The sequence below is a fragment of the Campylobacter sp. BCW_6466 genome, assembly GCF_001762835.1.
GTDB lineage: Bacteria > Campylobacterota > Campylobacteria > Campylobacterales > Campylobacteraceae > Campylobacter_D > Campylobacter_D jejuni.
On sequence record NZ_MJXO01000056.1, the window covers coordinates 1 to 16,395 of the forward strand.

Sequence of the window (16,395 nt, forward strand, 5' to 3'; positions counted from 1 at the left end):
CTTTTCTACAAGTTGCTCAATTTTAAGCAATGCATCTGTCCCCATATAAGCTGCAAAACCACCCACTGCAACGCTAAGCTTTATGCCAAAATTAAGATAATTTACAATTTCAAAAACTAGATATGCTACAAACATAGAACCTAGCATACCTTTTAAAAAGAGTGTAAATTTACCTTTTAAATTAAGAGCTTTGCTTAATTTATTTTTTGTTACAATTCCTACAAGTCCAGCTATAAAGCTTACTATCATTAAAACCATATATACAAATATATCTTCTAATTTCATTGCTAGTTCCTTGTAAAAATTTCAAATACATACAATAAAGCTAAAGCAAAGCTTGAAAATAAAAGAGCTATAAGAAGATCTTTTGCAATGCTTTTTTGATTTATCATTTTATTATTTTCTTTCATCTTTCTCTCCTGTGCAAAGCTTGGCTATATTTTCAACTTCTAAGTAATACTTAGAGATTTCTTTAGCACTTTCTAAGTCTTGTTTGTCTAAAGGCTTTAAAGGAAGTTTTAAAGGGCATTTAATAGGAACTTTAACTTCTTTGATTTCAGTTTTAATCAAAATATCTTTAGAAGCACAAGCGCTTAAAAAAACAAAAGGTATAATTAATAGGAAAATTCTCATTTTATCATTCACTTTTTTGCTCCTAAAATATTAAATAATTCTTTATAAGCTTTAAGTTCACTCTGGCAGCTTTTATCTTTAATAAAAACCTTATCCACTTTTAAAACTTCTTTTAAAGTCTCTTTGGGCTTTAAATCAAGTTTTAATTTATCAATAGCTTTATTTTGCTGGGCTAATTTATCTTTAAAAACATTGATTTCATTGCTAAAATGCAAAGCTTTAAGTTTTAGATTTTCATTTTCTAAAGCTAAAGCATTGTTTTTTAAATATAAAAAACCACAAAGAGCAATTAGAACAAAAAAAGCTATTTTTGAAGGACTTAAAAACCTTGATAAAATAAAACTAAACACAATCTTTTCCTTATGGATAAGTCCATCTTGCTTTTTTGCCTCTAGTGTCTAAATGCACAAACCCAGCATAAGGATCATTAAAATTATGCTTTATGGCAATCCCTAAACCTCTTTCGCCATAGGTGTTTAAAACATATTGATGAACTTCTTCTGTTTTAACTCCTTTAACCACAAAGTCCGCTGCACTTCCTATAGTGTGTTGGCTTTTAGGGGCTCCACCAATCTCTGCATTATGCTCTTTGCAGCGATATCCACTATTTATAATAATAGGAGCATTGTAATGTTCTCTGATTTCACAAAGAATGTCTATAAGCTCATCACTTGGTACATTTTGCGGTAATTCACATTTGCCGCATTTACATTTAAATTCGCTTTCTTTAAAATAAGGGTTATTTTTCATTTTCACTCCTTTAAAATGTCGTAAGTTTAGTTAAAAAGCTGACCCAAAAACTAGAAAAATTTTGTGCTAAAACTCTTTGAAAAAATAATTTGCTTGATTAAAAAAAGAACTCATTTTAAAATTGCCGCTAATTTTTAAAGGATGAAAAATGCTTAAAAGTTTTGAAAATGAGCTTTTAGAACTATTAAAAGATTTTAAAGTAAGAATGTATTTAGGCGAGTTTGAAGACACCCAAAACATAGCAAGTTGTATTAATAATTTAGATGCTTCGCTTTTGCTTGATTTTGAAGGAGAAAGTTATAAAGATTTAGAAAATAAAGTGGGAACTTGGAAACTTTATATTTTAACCCATACAAAATCAAAAGCTCCTAAACACAGAATTGATGCTAAGCATAAATTATTTGATGCAATAGAAGCTGTTGATAAAGTGCTTTTAAATGCAGAACCTAGCAATGGTTTTAGAATAGAGCTTAAAGATCTTAAAAAGGTTTACGAAGGAATAAGCGATCATGGCTATTTAAGCATTTATGCAAGAACTTTGCAAAGTAGCTTTTTACCAAAAGATGATTTTTTAAGGATTTAAAATGCTTTTTATCAATAAAGAAAATTTAGTCGAAGTTAGCAATGATAAGCCCATAAAAGTGGCAATTAAGGGTGAGTGGAAAGGGCATAATAATGGCAGGTTTAAGGTTGATGATAAAGATTTAAACTCAATGATTGATAATTTTAATCAAAAAAAGATTGATTTGGTTATTGACTATGAGCATCAAAGCTTAAAAAATGAAAAAGCACCTGCTGCAGGTTGGATTAAAGAGCTTTATTTGGAAAATGATGCCTTAATGGCTAAGGCTGAGTTTAACGAAGAGGCTAAAAAATATATAGCAAATAAGCAATACCGCTATTTATCCCCTGTGTTTGAATTTAATTCAAAAGACAATAAAAGTGGAGAACTAGTAAGAGCTAAGCTTCACTCAGTCGCACTAACTAATACGCCATTTATTGATGAGCTAGGCGAACTCATTGCTAACAAAAATAATATTCATCAAAACAAAGGAGAGAAAATGGATGAAAAAATCAAAGAGCTAGAATCTCAGATTATAGCTTTAAAAAATGAAAACAGTTCACTCGCTTTACAAAATGAAGCTTTAAAAAAACAAAACGAAGAAAGCGCTAAAAACTTAGCAAGCTCTTTAGTTGATAATGCTCTAAATAGTGGCAAAATTGCTAATTCCCAAAAAGAATGGGCAATATCCTATGCTTGCAAGGATTTAGAAGGCTTTAAAAGCTTTTTAGATACCAAGAATGATCAAGTGCAAGTTCCAAAAAACAATGTTTTTGCAAATAAAAACACAGCAAAAACTAATGAGTTTGATGTTGTGAAAATGATGTTAGGGGATTAAAAATGGCTAAAGCTAAAAAAGAAACCCAAAACCTAGAAAATGAAAACCTAGAAAATGAAAACCTAGAAAATGAAGACTTGCCTAAAGCTTTGTCTTTAGAAGATGAGAACCTAGCTGATGAAGAAGCTGTGAGTGAAAATGAAACCGCTAAGGAATTTATAAATGAAGAAGGAGAAGAAATGCCATCAAAGGTCACACCAAAAAGCTTAAGCAATGATCCTTTAATTGCTATGCCAAAAAGCCTTGAAAGTTTTATCAATAAAGATTTGTTTTCAATTAATGCGAAAATAGATCTTGAAACTAATGAAAGCTTAGCTCTTGGAACGCTTTTAATCAGCGAAGATTTTGGAGAAAGCTTTAAAAAATGTCCAAATGAAGATATCAGTGCAAAAGAAAATGTTAAATTAGCAATGCTTAAAGATCACGCTTTAAGATCCGGCGTTTATGGGGTTTTATTAGCAGGAGAAATCAATTTAAAAGGCGTTCATGCAAGTGTAGTTAAAAAGGCTTTTATGCAAAATTTAATTATTAATACTAAGGAGTAAAAATGGATTTAGAGCAACTTTTGGAACTTTTTTCAAGTACAAAAATAACTGAAGTTATTAATCAAACCAAAGCTTCACCTCGCTTTGTAAGTGATACTTTTTTTAAGGATAAAATCCCAAGTTTAGAGAGCACTGTAAGGGTTGAAATTATAAAAGGTGCTGGAATTGTTTTAAATAGCATTTCAGATAATGGGGAACATTCTTTAGAAAATACTAAAGACGCTTATATTTTAAATATACCTTTACCACGCTTTGCATTAGCAAAAAGAATCAGTGCGAGTGAGATTAATTCTTTAAGGTCTTTAGCATTGCAAGAAGCTCAGGCTAAAAGCTTAAGTGGAGCTCTTGGGGTTTTGGTTAAAGAAATGAAAGAAAGCTTTAATACTACGCTTGAATATATGGCAAATGGTGCTTTATTTGGCAAGATTTTAGATGGCAAAGGAAATGTGCTTTTTGATTTTGGAAGTGCAAGTAAGAAAGCTATTAGTGTTAAAAAAGATGGGAGTGTGACTTTAGCCAGCGTTTGTGATGCGATTGATTCAGCAATTATTGATGAATTTGGAACAAGTGCTGATTATGAAGTGCTTTGTGGAAATGAACTTTTTGCGGCTATTTCTAACTTGGCATTAAGTGAAGATCTTTATAAAAATCATCTTGCAAGTAGGGATGAGAAAGATAAGTCCTTAATTTTATATGGCACCAAATATCGCCGTTATAGTGCAAAATATAAAAATACAAATGGAAAAAGCGTTGAATTTTTAAAAGGCACTGAGGGTATGGTTGTGCCAAAGGATAATTCTAATCGCATTTATTATACAAGAGCAAATCATACTGATGCTTTAGGAAAAGCACCAAGTTTAATGTTTGTTTCTAAGCCTGAGATTTTACCTCGTGGGGCTGGAATTGAAATTGTAGGCGAAATGAGAGCCATGCCAGTTTGCACCAGACCAAATGGACTTATTAAGCTTGTTTTAGAGTAAAACGCACAATTTTAGCTTTAAAGGCAAAAAATGCCTTTAAAGCTAAAAAGATATTAGAAAAAGATTTTAAACGATTTTAACCATATTTTAACCACATTAAAAAAGGTTTTTTTAAATGAATTATCAAGACATTTTAGAAGAAAAGCTTATCACAGAAACTAAAACGCATTTTTTTATGATAGATGAAAAGGATTTAATCAAAGAATTAAGCGTTCATGCCATAGCAGAGCTTAGCGATTTAAATGCTGATGGGGTTTGTGATAAAGAAGTGATTGATGATGCTATTAATGATGCACAAAGTTATATTGCAAGTTTTATAAAGATACCTAAAAACCCAACTCCTCTTTTAAAAGATATCTGTGTAAAGCTTACAATTATGGAATTAAAACGCCGAAATGATTTTCCAAAAGAAAGCTTAGAAGAGATTAGAGAGTGGGCTAATGATTTACTTTTAAAAATGGCAAATAAAAAAATTCCAACTGAAATCAACGAAGATAACTTTATTCCACAAAACAAAGTTAGAGCGTTTAAAATTAAAAGAAAAAGAATGGATTTAAGGAGATTAAATGGCTAAAAAAGAAAGCAAAAAAGAATTAACCCCACAAAGTGGGACGGGGGCTTTAGGGGTTTTGAAAGGGCAAAGCCCTTCATCGCAAAGCGGAATTACTTCCGCTGCGAAGTCTAAAAATGAATTAAAAGATTTAGCAAAAGAACTTTATATTGCAGGTTTTGATATATTTAAAATTGCAAAAATTTTAAACCGCAATGAAAAAACGATTAGAAATTACAAAGCCAAAGATGGCGATTGGGATAAGCAAAAAGCTAATCTTTTAACTTCAAAAATCAAAGATAAAGAAAGTGCCTCATTATATGAAAGCTTTACTGAGCAAATGTTTTGTGCGATTGAAAATATAAATACTGATGAAAAAATGAATGCAGAAAAGAAAACTGAAGCCATTGCAAGGATAGGCGATAGCTTTTCAAAAATGAGAAAGGTTGCAAGATTAGAAGATCCAAGTAGCTATCGTTTAAATGTTGCTAAAAAAGTGGTTGAAATTATCATAAGTCATTTAAAAAATGATAAAGATTGCGTAGCAAAACTTGTATCACTTTTAGAAAGTGGAGTGATAGAAAAAGAAATTTTAGCAATGGATATTTAATGCTTTTTTCCAAAGAAGAACTCGATGAGTTTTTAATCTCAAACGAACAAAAGCACGAAAACACTCCAAATGAACTAAAAGGTGCTATGCAAAGAAAAGACTTTTTAGAATGGATGGATGAGCTAAAAAATGAATTAAAAACTCAATTTTTGCATGAAAGCCATTTAGATCCTACTTTAAAACAAGAAAGAATTAAAAGAGCGAGTGTGGATTTTGATTATTTTGCAAGAACTTATTTTCCGCATTATTTTACCATTAAAGGAGAATGTGGCTTACATTTGCACTTAAATGAAGTTTTTACAAAAATCGCACTTAAAAAAGAAAGCAAAGGTGAAAAACACGCCATAGCTGCACCAAGAGCTCATGGTAAATCCACCTACACTTCACAACTCTTTCCTTTGTGGTGCTTAGTTTTTAATTATAAAAGCTTTATAGTAGAGATTTCAGATGCGGTCGAACTTATGGAAGGAATGCTTGAAGCTATTAAAGCAGAGCTTGAAGATAATCCGCATTTAAAGCTTGATTTTCCCGAAGTAGTAGGAATTGGCAAGACTTGGCGCGTAGGAGAGTTTGTAAGCAATAATGGCGTAAAGATTAAAGCCTTTGGCAGTGGAAAAAGACTTCGTGGGGTTAGATATGGGGTTAAAAGACCTGATTTAGTTATTTTAGATGATTTAGAAAATGATACTAATGTCAGGAGTAAAGATCAAAGGGATAAATTAGAAGATTGGGTGGATGAAGCGGTTTTAAACTTAGGGAGTGCAGATGGAAGTTTAGATGTGCTTTATATTGGAACCATTTTACATAATGATAGTGTTTTATCTAGAAAATTAAAGCTTGGTTTTTGGAATCCTAAAGTCTTCCGTTCCATCGAAGAGTTTCCACAAAGGCTTGATTTATGGGATGAATACGCCACGCTTTATAGAAATACTGATTTTAATACCGCTCATCAATTTTATTTAAAAAATAAAGCTTTAATGGATAAAGGGGCTAAGGTTCTTTGGGAAGAAGCCAAAAGCTTAGAGGATTTAATGAAGTTAAGGGCTGAAAATCTAAAAGCTTTTAATAAAGAGCAACTCAATAATCCAAGAAGTGAAAATCAAATCTTTAGCCTTGATGGCATTAATTTTTATGATGATTTACCCGCCATTAATCAGTATTATATGTATATTGACCCAGCAGGAGAAAAAGCAAAAAGTGACTTTACTGCGATTACCATTATTGGTAAAGGTGCAAAGGGTTTTTATGTAGCAGAAAGCATCGTAAAAATCTTAAAAGCACAAAGCATTATAAAAACCATTTTTAATCTTCAAAAGATTTATAAATGTCGCTTGATTGAAATTGAAACTAATGGCGGTCAATTTTTCTTAAAAAAATGGTTACAAGAAAAAAGCTTAGAAAGTGGAGTTTTTTTGCCTTTGCGTGGTAAAAATAATAGCGTTAGCAAGTTTGAACGCATTGAGAGCTTAAGCCTTGCTTTTGAAAATGAAGAGCTTTTTTTACATAAAAGCCAAACTATGCTTATAAATCAACTTTTAGAATTTCCAGAAGGGAAAAATGATGATGCACCTGATAGCTTAGCAGGAGCATTTTTATTAGCAAGAACTAAAAGTAGCATTAAAAGAAGAAAGCATCATTTTAACTCTGTTTCAAGAATAAGGCGTTTTTAAAGGAAAAATATGAAAAAAGAAATCAAATCCAAAAGAGAAGTGATATTAAAAAACAATAGTCTTATAAACACTCTTATAAACTCAAGCTATTTAAATGTGCTTAAAATCAGCGAGAACGATCAAAGAATGATTTTTAAAGATCTAAGCTTTACTCAAGCTCATCAATCACGAAGGAGTGTGATTTTAGCAAAAGAGCTTCAAATCGTTTGTGAAAACGAAAAAATAAAAGAAAGCTTTGAGTATCTTTTCAATCCTGATTTATTAAGTCAAATCTTAGAAACCTATCTTTATGGGCTTAATGTATTTGAAGTTAATTACAAGTTAAAAGATGGTTTTTACTATCCAATCTTAAAACAAAGAGATTTTAGAAATTTTGGCTTTAATGAAAATGATGAGTTAGTTTATAATGGCAATGGTTGTGAAGAAATTGTGGAAGATAAAAAAGCAATTTATGGACTTTTTGGCTCTAATTTTTTATTTAAAAATGGCGATGCCTTATTAACAAAGCTTTATTTTCCAGTAAAGCTTAAAAATGCAAGTTTAAAGTTTTGGATGGAGTTTTTAGAAAGATTTGGCTCTCCTTGGGCAGTTGCAAAAACAGATAGCGATCCTGATGCACTAGCCTTTGAAATTCATCAAATGTTAAATGGCGATAGTGCGGTCATTGATAAAGAAGAAGAGCTTGATTTAATCCAGCCAAAGGCTAAGGCAAATTATAGTGAAATAATAGATTACTTAGATAATCAAATAAGAAGCGTGGTTTTAGGAGCTAATTTAAGTTCTCAAGTAAGCGGAGGTTCTTTAGCAGCGGCAGAATCACATAATCAAATAAGAAAAGATTTAGCCGCCCAAGATGGACAAATTGTTCTTTTTATTTTAAATCGTGCCATTAAGTTTTTCAAAGAAATCAATCATTTTAAAGATGAACTCTATGTGCAGTTTTTTAGCGAAGCAGAACCAAAAAGTGAGCTTTGCGAAAGGGATTTAAAACTTTTTAACATGGGCTTTTGCTTTGATGAAGAATACATTAAAAGCACTTATAATGTAGAAGGTGAGCTTATAAGAGAGACTTTAGAAAAAAAAAGACTTTAAAGATTTAGAAAATGATAAAAAAGTCTTTGAAAACAAAGTAAAGTTAGAGAGCTTTGAAGAAGATTTTATTGACAAAGGATTAGAACAAAAAGAATACTTAAAAGTCGATGAGAGCATGTCAAAGTTTTTTCAAGAGCAATTTGAAAGCATTGTAAAAGATTGTAAAGATTTTAACGAGGCACTCAATAAACTTAAAGAAAATTTTTCTAGTTTAGAGCAAAGCGAGTTTGAAAAACATCTTTTTATAGCTTTAAATAATTCCAGTATTTTAGGATACTTGGAGGATTAAAATGACAGGTGCAAAAATAGGATTTTTTTCAGAACCTACTAAAGCTGTTGATTTTTTAAAAAATAAAAAGCCAGAGCTTAGTTTTGATTATGATGAACTTTCATATTCAACCCATAAAAAAGTCTTTACTATTGCTAAGCTTATGGATGAAAGCTTGTTAAAAGATATGCAAGATACTTTAGTAAATGCTATTAAAAATGGGGATAAATTTAGCACTTGGAGTAAGATTGCAGAGGAGAAATTAAAAGCTAAAGGTTGGTGGGGTTCAAAGGAAGTTATAAACCCTAAAACAGGTGAAGTTAAAAAAACTCATTTTAATAGTGCAAGATTAAAAAAAATCTTTGAGGAAAACTCAAGAAAAGCTAAAGCTAAAGCTATCTATGAAAATCAAATGAAAAGCACTAAACCTTATTTTAAATACTGCACCCAAAAAGATTCTTTGGTTAGGGACAAACACAGAGCCTTTGATGGCATAGTTTTACATAAAGATGATCCTTTTTGGGATAGTCATTATCCGCATGTAACTATGCATGATTATGGTTGTAGGTGTTATGTTTTAGAAGTAGGTGAAAGTGAAGTTAAAGGCCTAAAAATACCACCTTCAAATACCAAAGAAAGCGAATTTAATGGCTTTAACGATGAAGAGCTTTTAGATGAGCTTTATAAACAAAAAAACACTGAAGTCATTCAAAACTTTATAAAGCTTGATATGTTAAGTGCAGCGGCTAAAAAAACAAAAGAAGTTAAAAGCTTTGCTCATCAAAAAGAACTTTACACTTGGCAAAAAAGCTTAGATGATATGGTGGATGAAGTATTAATCAAAGATAATCAAAAATATCCTATCAATTTCATACAAGTAGGTAAAATGGATAAAAGCACCAAAGAGTTTTTAGAAAAACTTAATAAAAAAGACTTAGAAGACTTATACTTTACACTGAGCAAAAACAATCTTTTACACGCAAGTCCTAAAAGAAAGGCAAGTTATAATCAGGCTTTAAGCGCGGATGAAATCAAGCAAATTGTTAAAGTTTTAGATGAAGCAAAAGAAGTTTATTGGGATAATGCAAATAATTCTTTATTGTATTTCTTTGAAGATAAAAAAGATGCTAGTCGTATCAATAAAATTGTAATTACCCCTGATTATAAGCTAAAGAAGTTTGGTAAAACCAATGCAATAGTTACATTAGGAAAAGTAGAAGCGATTAATAAAGATAATAAGACATATATTAAGATCAGATAAGGCGGTGAGACTTGCACTCACAATACATACCCCAATTAATTTGGACTATCCTACTACTACATTTTAGGTATCAACCTTATCTAATTAAGATAATTTTAGCTTGATGAAACTAAAAAGGAGTTTAAATGGTTTTAGCTTTAGGAGAATTTGAGTTTAAAGCTTTAAATTTTGATAATTTAGAAAGAAGCTTAGAATATAACATACAAAGTCAAAATAGGCTTAATAATCATAATGCTTTATTTGCAAGTTCTAAAGAAAGCGAAAAGATTAAAATACAAGGTAAAACCTTACCTTTAAAAGGGGATAGAAATACTTATTTAGATAAGCTTGAGAATATGGCAAAAGAACAAAGATCTTTTATCTTAACAGGAGCTAATGGAAAGTATTATGGTAAATTTGTGATTTTATCCTTAAATGAAAACAGAAGTGCATTTGTAGATGGAAGTGGCTTTGTAGCACAAAGCTTTAGCATGGATTTAGAAAGGGATTTTGATGAGTAAGATTTACATAGCTAAAAACAACGAGAGGCTTGATAGTATAGTCTATAAGCATTATGGGACACTTTTGTATTTTAATCAAGTTTTATTAGCCAATCCAAGATTAGAGCCTCTTTTAAAAACAGGGGATAAAGTGATTTTACCTAGTATTAAAATCAAAGAAAGCAAGGAAAAGGCTTTATGGTAAGAAAACCTAAGTTTAAACTTATTGCCAAAGGTGAGGATATCACAGAAAAACTTTCTAAAAATCTTATTAGCATTAGTTATGAAGATAAAGAAAAAGCTGAAAGTGATGAGATAAGTTTAAGTGTTTTTGGGCTTTATTCCAAGCCACTTTTTGGGGATAGTTTAGAGCTTTGGCTTGGCTTTGAAAGGCTTTATAAATGTGGAAGCTTTAGTGTGAATGTAGTGAGCAAAAACTATACTTCAAATACTACTGAAGTTAGAGCAAGTGCTATTAATTTTAGTGGAAAAGGCAGCGTTAATATAAAAGAGAAAAAGACAAGAAGCTTTGAAAACACTACTCTTTTTACCATAGCAAGAAAAATCGCAAATGAAAACAATCTAAAAATCAAAACAAGTGGAGAGGATCAAAATATAGTAAGTATTTTACAAAATAATCAAAGTAATTTAGAATTCTTATATAGTATATGCTTTGATTATGGTTTTATTTGCTGTGTAAAAGAAAATACTTTAATTATAACACCAAAAGATGGTAAGATTGGTGATAATGCTGCAAATATTACAAGTAAGAATGAAAATTTACCCTTATTTGAAATAACTTTAAAAGAATGTATTTCATTAGAAATTTCAGAAAGTGCTAGAAATGAATATAGTGCCGTAATAGCAGAATGGCAAGATATAAATGAGGCAAAGATAAAAAGCATAAAAGTAGGAAGTGGGGAGAATATATATAAAATGCAAATCTCACAACCAAAAAATGATAATGAAGCTTTTAAAAAAGCACAAGCAAAACTCAATGAGCTTCAAAAAGGTGGATTAAATGGAAGATGTGAGCTTATAGGAAGAGAAATAAGAGCAGGTGGAAAACTAAAGATTAAAGATATTAATATGGATCATTATGAATTTAGTATTAAAAGCGTGAGTCATAGTTTTAATGACCAAGCTTATATAATTAGTGTGGAGTTTGAGAGCTAAAACAAACTTGGTTCTAAATTTTCTCTCAATTCTTTAGTGATTAAATACACAGCATTTAAACTTAAATCATATTTTTTAGCACATTCCACACTTGCATTTTTAGTGCTTATTCCCTGTTTTATGAGTGTTTTAAAATCCTGTTTTAATTCTTCATCTCTAAGTAAGGTTTTATAGCTTGGTATGTAAATATTTGCACCGCCAAATTCTTTTAAGATTTCTCGTTTGTCGTTATTTTTCACAAAATCAATAAAATATTCAAAGTATTCGTTATTGCTAAGCAATGCTAGTCCTATTTGAGTGTTTTTGCAAATTATAGCAAAAAAGCTAAATTTTATTTAGTAGGGTATAATTTTAAAAAATAAAAAGGAGAATAAATGAAAAAAATAATAAGCGTTTTAATACTTGCTTTAAGCTTATTAAATGCTAAAAGTTTTGAAGAAAGCAAAAAAGAATTAGTAAAATTTTATAATGATCTAGGGAGCTCTTACTGGTATGATTTTTATTGTCAAGCACCTTTTAAGGTTAATAAAAAAGGAAAATATATTAGTTTTGAAGTGATTAAAAGTGATTTATATGCTCCTAGAAACGAATACACCAAAAAAGGAAAAATTAACCAAAGAATCAAACGCATAGAATGGGAGCATATTATGCCCGCCCAAAACTTTGGAAAGCATTTAACTTGCTGGAAAGAAGGTGGCAGAAAAGCTTGTAAAAATGATCCAACTTTTGCAAAAATGGAAAGCGATAAACAAAACTTGGTTCCAGCCATAGGAGAGATAAATGGGGATAGAAGCAATTTTAGATATGCTGAGACTCCTACTAATTTAAAATATACTCAATATGGAAATTGTAAGGTTTATACTGATTTTAAAGCAAAAAGATTTTATCCTGCAAATTATTCTAAAGGCTGGATTGCAAGAAGCTATTTATATATGAGCAAAACTTATAATATCAGATTATCCGACCAAGAAAGAAAACTTATGGAAGCTTGGGATAAACAATACCCTATGGATGAGAAAGAAAAAAGAATTAGAGCATTACTCTAATTCTTTGCAAACTTTAGCCACAATTTCATCTATATCAATAACCAAGCTTTTATCTTCTTCATCAAAACTCTCATCAAGTTTTTCTCTGATATTACAAACCACATTAAGCAAAATCCCAAAATCTTTATCAGTTTTAATCTGATGAGTGATTCCATCATGCATTATTTCAAGGCTTGTTCTTTTTGCGGCAAAGGCAATTTGTGAGTGTTTTTCTATGCCTAAGGTTAAAAAAAACTCTGCATCGTAAGAATGTATTTCTAAAATCATTTTAATCTCCTTTTGTTTTGATGGGACAACATTAGCTTCGTTTGGCTTAATGTGTGCTGTTGTTTTCTAAATTTTTAAGCCCTAGGATAACTTTATTAGCATCTTCTATACTTAAATACCAAAGATGCAAAGGTCGCTTTTTTACAATATTATTAATAAACTCTCTTAAAGCCCACTGAGTAGGATTTTTAGCATTTTTACTCCAAATGGCTTGTATCATATTAAGTTGCTTTTTTGTAGCCCTTCCGCTTTTAGTGTTTTCTTTTTTAAAATACCTTGCTTTTTTGGTATTTTGCTTTTTTAAAAACTTTTCATCATAGCCCAAAGTTATAGCAAAGTCCCTTAGTTCATCTATGCTTAAATCCTTACTTGAAGCTTTGCCATATCTTTCATTTAAAACCCAGCGATAGCTTTCATCATCGCTTAAATTAGCATCTTTTCTTAAGGTATGAATGATTTTAATTAAGTGCTTTTTTAAAGTGTTTTGAGTATTCATTTTTTAGCCTTTAAAATTTGCTCTAGTTTTGAAGTGAATTTATCAATATTTGCATTATAAAGCTTATTTTGATTTTTTTTGTATTCTAAATAGTTTTGCTCGTAATCTTTATTTATTTTAGTTTGGCTAGGAATTTGAGTTTTAATAACAGGGCTTATTTCAATTTTATTATCAAAAATGATTTTATCTTGGTTTTTAAACATATATTCAACTAGCTTATTATAAAACTCTCCTACATTCAGTGGTTTTCTTTGCTCATCACAAAGCTCTTTATTAGCATTAATAAAATAAAGATTATCCCCACAATCAACATGCTTTAAAACAGGCTTTCCTAACTCATCATAAACAATGTTACCATCATAATATCTAAGTGCAAAAGAATATGAGAAATCTCCTTTTTTTGTTTGAAAAATAAAACGATTTGAAAATGAAATGAAAAGCCATTCTAAAAAAGACTCTATATTTTTGTACCTTAAGTTTAAATCAAGCTCTGCAAAGGCACACACAAGGGAAAGTTTCTCATAACTTGTGCCAACAAATTGTTTTTTTAGCATGGTTAAATCATAGTATTTTTTAAAGCCTAGTATATCTTTTGGTGTTTTAGCTTTAAAATAAAGTTTTTCTATGGCCACAGCTTGAACTTCGCTAATACCAAAAAGCTCTTTTAGCGCCTCTTTTGCATTATCCATTAAAACTCCTCTTCTAGCCAAGAAGCTAAAGCTTTTTGTTTATCTTTGTTTTTATATTTGTTTGCTAACTTTGGAAGCCAAGTTGAATTAAGTGCTCTTTTCCAGCATTTTAAAGGCTTTTTATTAGCCATGAGCCACCTTCCATCATCTTGCTTATAATAATTTATAAAGCTTTCTGCTATAAAATAGGGGATAGAGCAAGAGTTTTTAGTATTAAACTCATCAATGGCTTTAATTAAATCTTCTTTACTTGGAGGGTTAAATTTCATAACTCATCCCCAAATAAGCTTAATTCTTTGTCGTTGCTGTCTTTATTGTCAGCTTTTAAACTTTTCCAAACAAAAGTGCGACCATTCTCTCCGCCAAGCTCACTTTCCCAAAAAACACCTTTAAATTTCTCTAAAGTATTCCTTGAAAAATTATCACTTCTACTGACATCAAGAGCCGATAAAATCTCACTTGTGCTTAGGCTTTTTTCGTTTAAAAGCTTTAAAACTTTATCTATAAAAGCTTCTTCTTTATCGCTGATTTTAGCGTTTTGTAAGTCGGTGTTTTTAATATTTAAGGTTTTTGTATTGATAAAAAAGGCTTGATCTTTAATTCCTGCTCTTTCTTTTTGCACACTAAGCAATACTTCAAAGCCTTGTTCTAAGTTAGCCACTTTTTGTAAAAAATACATGCAATCGCTTGAGTTTCTAATATGATTTGAGCCTTTAAAAGCTCTGCCATCTTTTGTAGAATGGTGCAAAGCCATAATGGTTGCCCCACATTCTCTTAAATTCATGAGTAAAGACATTAAAGACATCATTTTAGTATCATTATCAATATCTGCAAAATTGCGTAAAGAATCAAGTACAAATAAAACCCCTTCATAGCTTCCTGCTACGCCTTTGCCTTCAATCATTTCTAAAAGCTCATAAGCTGAAGTTTTTAAGCTTGATCTGTGAATATAAGTGAATTTGCTTTCATTTAAAATAAGTTCACCAAAACCTCTTTCATTTAAAACATTTAAAGGATTATCCATGTCAACATAAACGATGCTTTTAACCCTTGTATCTTTGCAAAGTGTTTTAGAAATGGCGGCACTTAAATAACTTTTTCCACTTCCACCATTTGCATAAATAATAGTTATTGCTTTTTTAACTAAAAAATCAGGGATTAAAAACTCTAATTTCTCGTTTAAATCTTTATTTTTTAACTTAAACTCATTTAAAAAATCCAAATTCATCTTTTTTCCTTGCTAAAACTTAATCAAGCCCATTAAATCAATGGACTTTGTTAAATTTTTTGGCTTTTTTAACATATTTCATTTTTATGTTAAAATTTTTAATATTTTTTAACATTTCAAAAGTTCAGGATTATCGTGGATATTGCCGATGATTTCGGTATCATATCCTTCATCTTTAACTAAATAAATTAAAGAGCCTATGTAATCTCTACTTTTACTCTCAAGATAAAAAGTCCCTTCTTTATGAATGCCAACTTTTGCCAAAAAGCAATCGTATGGACTTTTAGTTTTAACGATATCCCCTTCATAAATCTTTTTGCCATGTTTATCATATAAACCAGTCCAAAGTTCGATTTCGATATCATCATACCAACTTTCAAGAAACTCGTGTTCTCTATCTTCATAAACAAGCAATACACCTGCTTTTATTTCTCCGGGATTATGATTAAACTCAACAAGGCATGGATTGTTTGTTATGTAATGTTTTTCTTGTATATTCCAAATCCTAAAATCAAAATCTTGTAGTTTCATTTGTTATCTCCATTTATGCTTTTTATAGTTTTTTGCCATTCCTCATCGCTTTTAAACTCATTATTAAGTTCTTTAAAAAGTTTAAGTGCTTCATCATTAGACAAATTAGAAAGAATAGTTCTTATTCTTTCTAATGGCTTGATATCCTTATGGATAATTCCAAAGAATTCCTCTTGCTCTTTTGTGCTTAAATCTTCAAAAAGTTTAGCCAAATCATGAGCGTAAAAATCTTCTAAATCACTCGCATCTATGCTTACATTGACATACATTTTTTATCCTTTTGTTTTAAATTAAGTTTTAAAAACTTAATCAAATCCGCCTTAGCGGACTTGTTAAATTCTTAATTTTGAATTTCTAAGCTTTCAATCTTTGGCTCTATTCTAAAATTATCCTTTACAACTCTTTTAAGTCCAAGCTTTACTAAAGTAGTATCATCAAGCTCTACAATGGCATCTTTATTAAGTTCTTCTTTGTAAATGATGCATTCATTAAGGTTGTAACTTTTAAAGGCTTTGATTAAGTTTTCTAGCTTTTCTTTCACACGTGGTAAAGATACACTTTTACTTAAGCGATAGCCAATCTTGCCAAAGGTAAATTCTTTAGATCTTTTTTCGGCAAATTCATGCTTGTTATTTTCACAAAAAGTAGTGATACATTGCTCTATGTATCCAAGCTCATCACTTAAAACCTTAATCTCTCCTGCACGAGCTTCTTTAATCTCATT

General features: G+C 30.4%; 26 protein-coding genes and 1 pseudogene. 13 read left to right on the forward strand and 14 right to left on the reverse strand.

Going from position 1 to position 16,395, the window contains the following annotated elements:
- From AJ887_RS06115 to AJ887_RS06130, 5 genes are all read right to left on the reverse strand, one after another.
- Nucleotides 1-285, reverse strand: a 285-nt coding sequence (locus tag AJ887_RS06115) for a phage holin family protein (protein ID WP_002875551.1), incomplete at its 3' end; no start/stop codon positions are given.
- Nucleotides 286-287: 2 nt separating this feature from the next.
- Nucleotides 288-410 (reverse strand): hypothetical protein, encoded by a 123-nt coding sequence (locus AJ887_RS10435; RefSeq protein WP_261659780.1) that lies wholly within the window; start codon nt 408-410, stop codon nt 288-290.
- On the reverse strand, nt 397-645 hold the full coding sequence (locus AJ887_RS06120) for a hypothetical protein (protein ID WP_070280988.1): 249 nt from the start codon (nt 643-645) through the stop codon (nt 397-399). The genes AJ887_RS10435 and AJ887_RS06120 overlap by 14 nt, the downstream gene beginning before the upstream one ends.
- Nucleotides 642-983, reverse strand: coding sequence for a hypothetical protein (locus tag AJ887_RS06125; RefSeq protein ID WP_002854893.1), 342 nt, complete (start codon nt 981-983; stop codon nt 642-644). Before AJ887_RS06125 ends, AJ887_RS06120 begins: the two co-directional genes overlap by 4 nt.
- A 10-nt stretch (nt 984-993) precedes the next feature.
- On the reverse strand, nt 994-1,383 hold the full coding sequence (locus tag AJ887_RS06130; protein ID WP_002922136.1) for a YcbK family protein: 390 nt from the start codon (nt 1,381-1,383) through the stop codon (nt 994-996).
- 148 nt (nt 1,384-1,531) lie between these two features.
- Here AJ887_RS06130 and AJ887_RS06135 point away from each other — a divergent pair, with 148 nt between their 5' ends.
- From AJ887_RS06135 to AJ887_RS06190, 12 genes and pseudogenes are all read left to right on the forward strand, one after another.
- A complete protein-coding gene (locus tag AJ887_RS06135) occupies nt 1,532-1,966 on the forward strand; it encodes a hypothetical protein (RefSeq protein ID WP_002784501.1) in 435 nt (144 codons plus the stop codon).
- Between the two features lies 1 nt (nt 1,967).
- Nucleotides 1,968-2,783 carry a phage protease gene (locus AJ887_RS06140; RefSeq protein WP_070284979.1) on the forward strand — a complete coding sequence of 272 codons (816 nt, stop codon included), beginning with the start codon at nt 1,968-1,970 and terminating at the stop codon, nt 2,781-2,783.
- 2 nt (nt 2,784-2,785) lie between these two features.
- Nucleotides 2,786-3,328 carry a hypothetical protein gene (locus AJ887_RS06145; RefSeq protein WP_070284981.1) on the forward strand — a complete coding sequence of 181 codons (543 nt, stop codon included), beginning with the start codon at nt 2,786-2,788 and terminating at the stop codon, nt 3,326-3,328.
- 2 nt (nt 3,329-3,330) lie between these two features.
- On the forward strand, nt 3,331-4,308 hold the full coding sequence (locus AJ887_RS06150) for a major capsid protein (protein WP_002872711.1): 978 nt from the start codon (nt 3,331-3,333) through the stop codon (nt 4,306-4,308).
- A 115-nt stretch (nt 4,309-4,423) separates the two neighbouring features.
- Nucleotides 4,424-4,882: a phage protein Gp36 family protein gene (locus tag AJ887_RS06155; protein ID WP_002855185.1), complete on the forward strand. Its 459-nt coding sequence runs from the start codon at nt 4,424-4,426 to the stop codon at nt 4,880-4,882.
- The gene (locus AJ887_RS06160) at nt 4,875-5,468 is read left to right on the forward strand and encodes a DUF1804 family protein (RefSeq protein ID WP_052805459.1); all 594 of its coding nucleotides are present in this window, start codon (nt 4,875-4,877) and stop codon (nt 5,466-5,468) included. Before AJ887_RS06155 ends, AJ887_RS06160 begins: the two co-directional genes overlap by 8 nt.
- Complete coding sequence (terL, locus tag AJ887_RS06165) at nt 5,468-7,138, forward strand: phage terminase large subunit (protein WP_002875116.1); 1,671 nt, start codon at nt 5,468-5,470, stop codon at nt 7,136-7,138. Before AJ887_RS06160 ends, terL begins: the two co-directional genes overlap by 1 nt.
- 9 nt (nt 7,139-7,147) lie before the next feature.
- Nucleotides 7,148-8,519, forward strand: a pseudogene (locus AJ887_RS06170) (DUF935 family protein).
- Between the two features lies 1 nt (nt 8,520).
- Nucleotides 8,521-9,759, forward strand: coding sequence for a phage minor head protein (locus tag AJ887_RS06175; protein ID WP_070284983.1), 1,239 nt, complete (start codon nt 8,521-8,523; stop codon nt 9,757-9,759).
- Between the two features lie 125 nt (nt 9,760-9,884).
- Nucleotides 9,885-10,259 carry a phage tail protein gene (locus AJ887_RS06180; RefSeq protein WP_002784519.1) on the forward strand — a complete coding sequence of 125 codons (375 nt, stop codon included), beginning with the start codon at nt 9,885-9,887 and terminating at the stop codon, nt 10,257-10,259.
- On the forward strand, nt 10,252-10,443 hold the full coding sequence (locus AJ887_RS06185) for a tail protein X (RefSeq protein WP_002784520.1): 192 nt from the start codon (nt 10,252-10,254) through the stop codon (nt 10,441-10,443). The genes AJ887_RS06180 and AJ887_RS06185 overlap by 8 nt, the downstream gene beginning before the upstream one ends.
- Entirely contained in the window at nt 10,437-11,414 is a 978-nt protein-coding gene (locus AJ887_RS06190) for a phage late control D family protein (RefSeq protein WP_070284985.1), read from the forward strand. The genes AJ887_RS06185 and AJ887_RS06190 overlap by 7 nt, the downstream gene beginning before the upstream one ends.
- Here AJ887_RS06190 and AJ887_RS06195 read toward each other — a convergent pair.
- Nucleotides 11,411-11,695 (reverse strand): Mor transcription activator family protein, encoded by a 285-nt coding sequence (locus AJ887_RS06195; RefSeq protein ID WP_002784523.1) that lies wholly within the window; start codon nt 11,693-11,695, stop codon nt 11,411-11,413. The genes AJ887_RS06190 and AJ887_RS06195 overlap by 4 nt on opposite strands.
- A 93-nt stretch (nt 11,696-11,788) precedes the next feature.
- On the opposite strand from AJ887_RS06195, the gene AJ887_RS06200 reads away from it, so the two are divergent.
- A complete protein-coding gene (locus AJ887_RS06200; protein ID WP_070284987.1) occupies nt 11,789-12,460 on the forward strand; it encodes an endonuclease in 672 nt (223 codons plus the stop codon).
- On the opposite strand, the gene AJ887_RS06205 is transcribed toward AJ887_RS06200, so the two are convergent.
- The 8 genes from AJ887_RS06205 to AJ887_RS06240 all read right to left on the reverse strand — a co-directional run.
- Complete coding sequence (locus AJ887_RS06205) at nt 12,452-12,727, reverse strand: hypothetical protein (protein WP_002873721.1); 276 nt, start codon at nt 12,725-12,727, stop codon at nt 12,452-12,454. The two genes, AJ887_RS06200 and AJ887_RS06205, sit on opposite strands and share 9 nt — an antisense overlap.
- A 46-nt stretch (nt 12,728-12,773) precedes the next feature.
- Complete coding sequence (locus AJ887_RS06210; RefSeq protein WP_002841916.1) at nt 12,774-13,223, reverse strand: phage protein GemA/Gp16 family protein; 450 nt, start codon at nt 13,221-13,223, stop codon at nt 12,774-12,776.
- On the reverse strand, nt 13,220-13,912 hold the full coding sequence (locus AJ887_RS06215) for a hypothetical protein (RefSeq protein ID WP_002876316.1): 693 nt from the start codon (nt 13,910-13,912) through the stop codon (nt 13,220-13,222). The genes AJ887_RS06210 and AJ887_RS06215 overlap by 4 nt, the downstream gene beginning before the upstream one ends.
- Entirely contained in the window at nt 13,912-14,181 is a 270-nt protein-coding gene (locus tag AJ887_RS06220) for a hypothetical protein (RefSeq protein WP_052797567.1), read from the reverse strand. Before AJ887_RS06220 ends, AJ887_RS06215 begins: the two co-directional genes overlap by 1 nt.
- Entirely contained in the window at nt 14,178-15,140 is a 963-nt protein-coding gene (locus tag AJ887_RS06225) for a hypothetical protein (RefSeq protein WP_032582467.1), read from the reverse strand. Before AJ887_RS06225 ends, AJ887_RS06220 begins: the two co-directional genes overlap by 4 nt.
- 108 nt (nt 15,141-15,248) lie before the next feature.
- Entirely contained in the window at nt 15,249-15,671 is a 423-nt protein-coding gene (locus tag AJ887_RS06230; RefSeq protein WP_070284642.1) for a YopX family protein, read from the reverse strand.
- Nucleotides 15,668-15,940 carry a hypothetical protein gene (locus AJ887_RS06235; RefSeq protein WP_070284644.1) on the reverse strand — a complete coding sequence of 91 codons (273 nt, stop codon included), beginning with the start codon at nt 15,938-15,940 and terminating at the stop codon, nt 15,668-15,670. Before AJ887_RS06235 ends, AJ887_RS06230 begins: the two co-directional genes overlap by 4 nt.
- Nucleotides 15,941-16,011: 71 nt before the next feature.
- On the reverse strand, nt 16,012-16,395 hold a 384-nt coding region (locus tag AJ887_RS06240), incomplete at its 5' end, for a host-nuclease inhibitor Gam family protein (protein ID WP_070284977.1).

What these genes read in the sequence shown, in the direction of transcription:
- AJ887_RS06175 (WP_070284983.1), top strand. Translation starts at nt 8,521, where the DNA reads ATGACAGGTGCAAAAATAGGATTTTTTTCAGAACCTACTAAAGCTGTT.
- AJ887_RS06215 (WP_002876316.1), bottom strand. Translation starts at nt 13,912, where the DNA reads ATGGATAATGCAAAAGAGGCGCTAAAAGAGCTTTTTGGTATTAGCGAA.
- AJ887_RS06205 (WP_002873721.1), bottom strand. Translation starts at nt 12,727, where the DNA reads ATGATTTTAGAAATACATTCTTACGATGCAGAGTTTTTTTTAACCTTA.
- AJ887_RS06155 (WP_002855185.1), top strand. Translation starts at nt 4,424, where the DNA reads ATGAATTATCAAGACATTTTAGAAGAAAAGCTTATCACAGAAACTAAA.
- AJ887_RS06145 (WP_070284981.1), top strand. Translation starts at nt 2,786, where the DNA reads ATGGCTAAAGCTAAAAAAGAAACCCAAAACCTAGAAAATGAAAACCTA.
- AJ887_RS06130 (WP_002922136.1), bottom strand. Translation starts at nt 1,383, where the DNA reads ATGAAAAATAACCCTTATTTTAAAGAAAGCGAATTTAAATGTAAATGC.
- AJ887_RS06150 (WP_002872711.1), top strand. Translation starts at nt 3,331, where the DNA reads ATGGATTTAGAGCAACTTTTGGAACTTTTTTCAAGTACAAAAATAACT.
- AJ887_RS06160 (WP_052805459.1), top strand. Translation starts at nt 4,875, where the DNA reads ATGGCTAAAAAAGAAAGCAAAAAAGAATTAACCCCACAAAGTGGGACG.
- AJ887_RS06210 (WP_002841916.1), bottom strand. Translation starts at nt 13,223, where the DNA reads ATGAATACTCAAAACACTTTAAAAAAGCACTTAATTAAAATCATTCAT.
- AJ887_RS10435 (WP_261659780.1), bottom strand. Translation starts at nt 410, where the DNA reads ATGAAAGAAAATAATAAAATGATAAATCAAAAAAGCATTGCAAAAGAT.
- AJ887_RS06235 (WP_070284644.1), bottom strand. Translation starts at nt 15,940, where the DNA reads ATGTATGTCAATGTAAGCATAGATGCGAGTGATTTAGAAGATTTTTAC.
- AJ887_RS06220 (WP_052797567.1), bottom strand. Translation starts at nt 14,181, where the DNA reads ATGAAATTTAACCCTCCAAGTAAAGAAGATTTAATTAAAGCCATTGAT.
- AJ887_RS06190 (WP_070284985.1), top strand. Translation starts at nt 10,437, where the DNA reads ATGGTAAGAAAACCTAAGTTTAAACTTATTGCCAAAGGTGAGGATATC.
- AJ887_RS06135 (WP_002784501.1), top strand. Translation starts at nt 1,532, where the DNA reads ATGCTTAAAAGTTTTGAAAATGAGCTTTTAGAACTATTAAAAGATTTT.
- AJ887_RS06140 (WP_070284979.1), top strand. Translation starts at nt 1,968, where the DNA reads ATGCTTTTTATCAATAAAGAAAATTTAGTCGAAGTTAGCAATGATAAG.
- terL (WP_002875116.1), top strand. Translation starts at nt 5,468, where the DNA reads ATGCTTTTTTCCAAAGAAGAACTCGATGAGTTTTTAATCTCAAACGAA.
- AJ887_RS06200 (WP_070284987.1), top strand. Translation starts at nt 11,789, where the DNA reads ATGAAAAAAATAATAAGCGTTTTAATACTTGCTTTAAGCTTATTAAAT.
- AJ887_RS06185 (WP_002784520.1), top strand. Translation starts at nt 10,252, where the DNA reads ATGAGTAAGATTTACATAGCTAAAAACAACGAGAGGCTTGATAGTATA.
- AJ887_RS06225 (WP_032582467.1), bottom strand. Translation starts at nt 15,140, where the DNA reads ATGAATTTGGATTTTTTAAATGAGTTTAAGTTAAAAAATAAAGATTTA.
- AJ887_RS06180 (WP_002784519.1), top strand. Translation starts at nt 9,885, where the DNA reads ATGGTTTTAGCTTTAGGAGAATTTGAGTTTAAAGCTTTAAATTTTGAT.
- AJ887_RS06230 (WP_070284642.1), bottom strand. Translation starts at nt 15,671, where the DNA reads ATGAAACTACAAGATTTTGATTTTAGGATTTGGAATATACAAGAAAAA.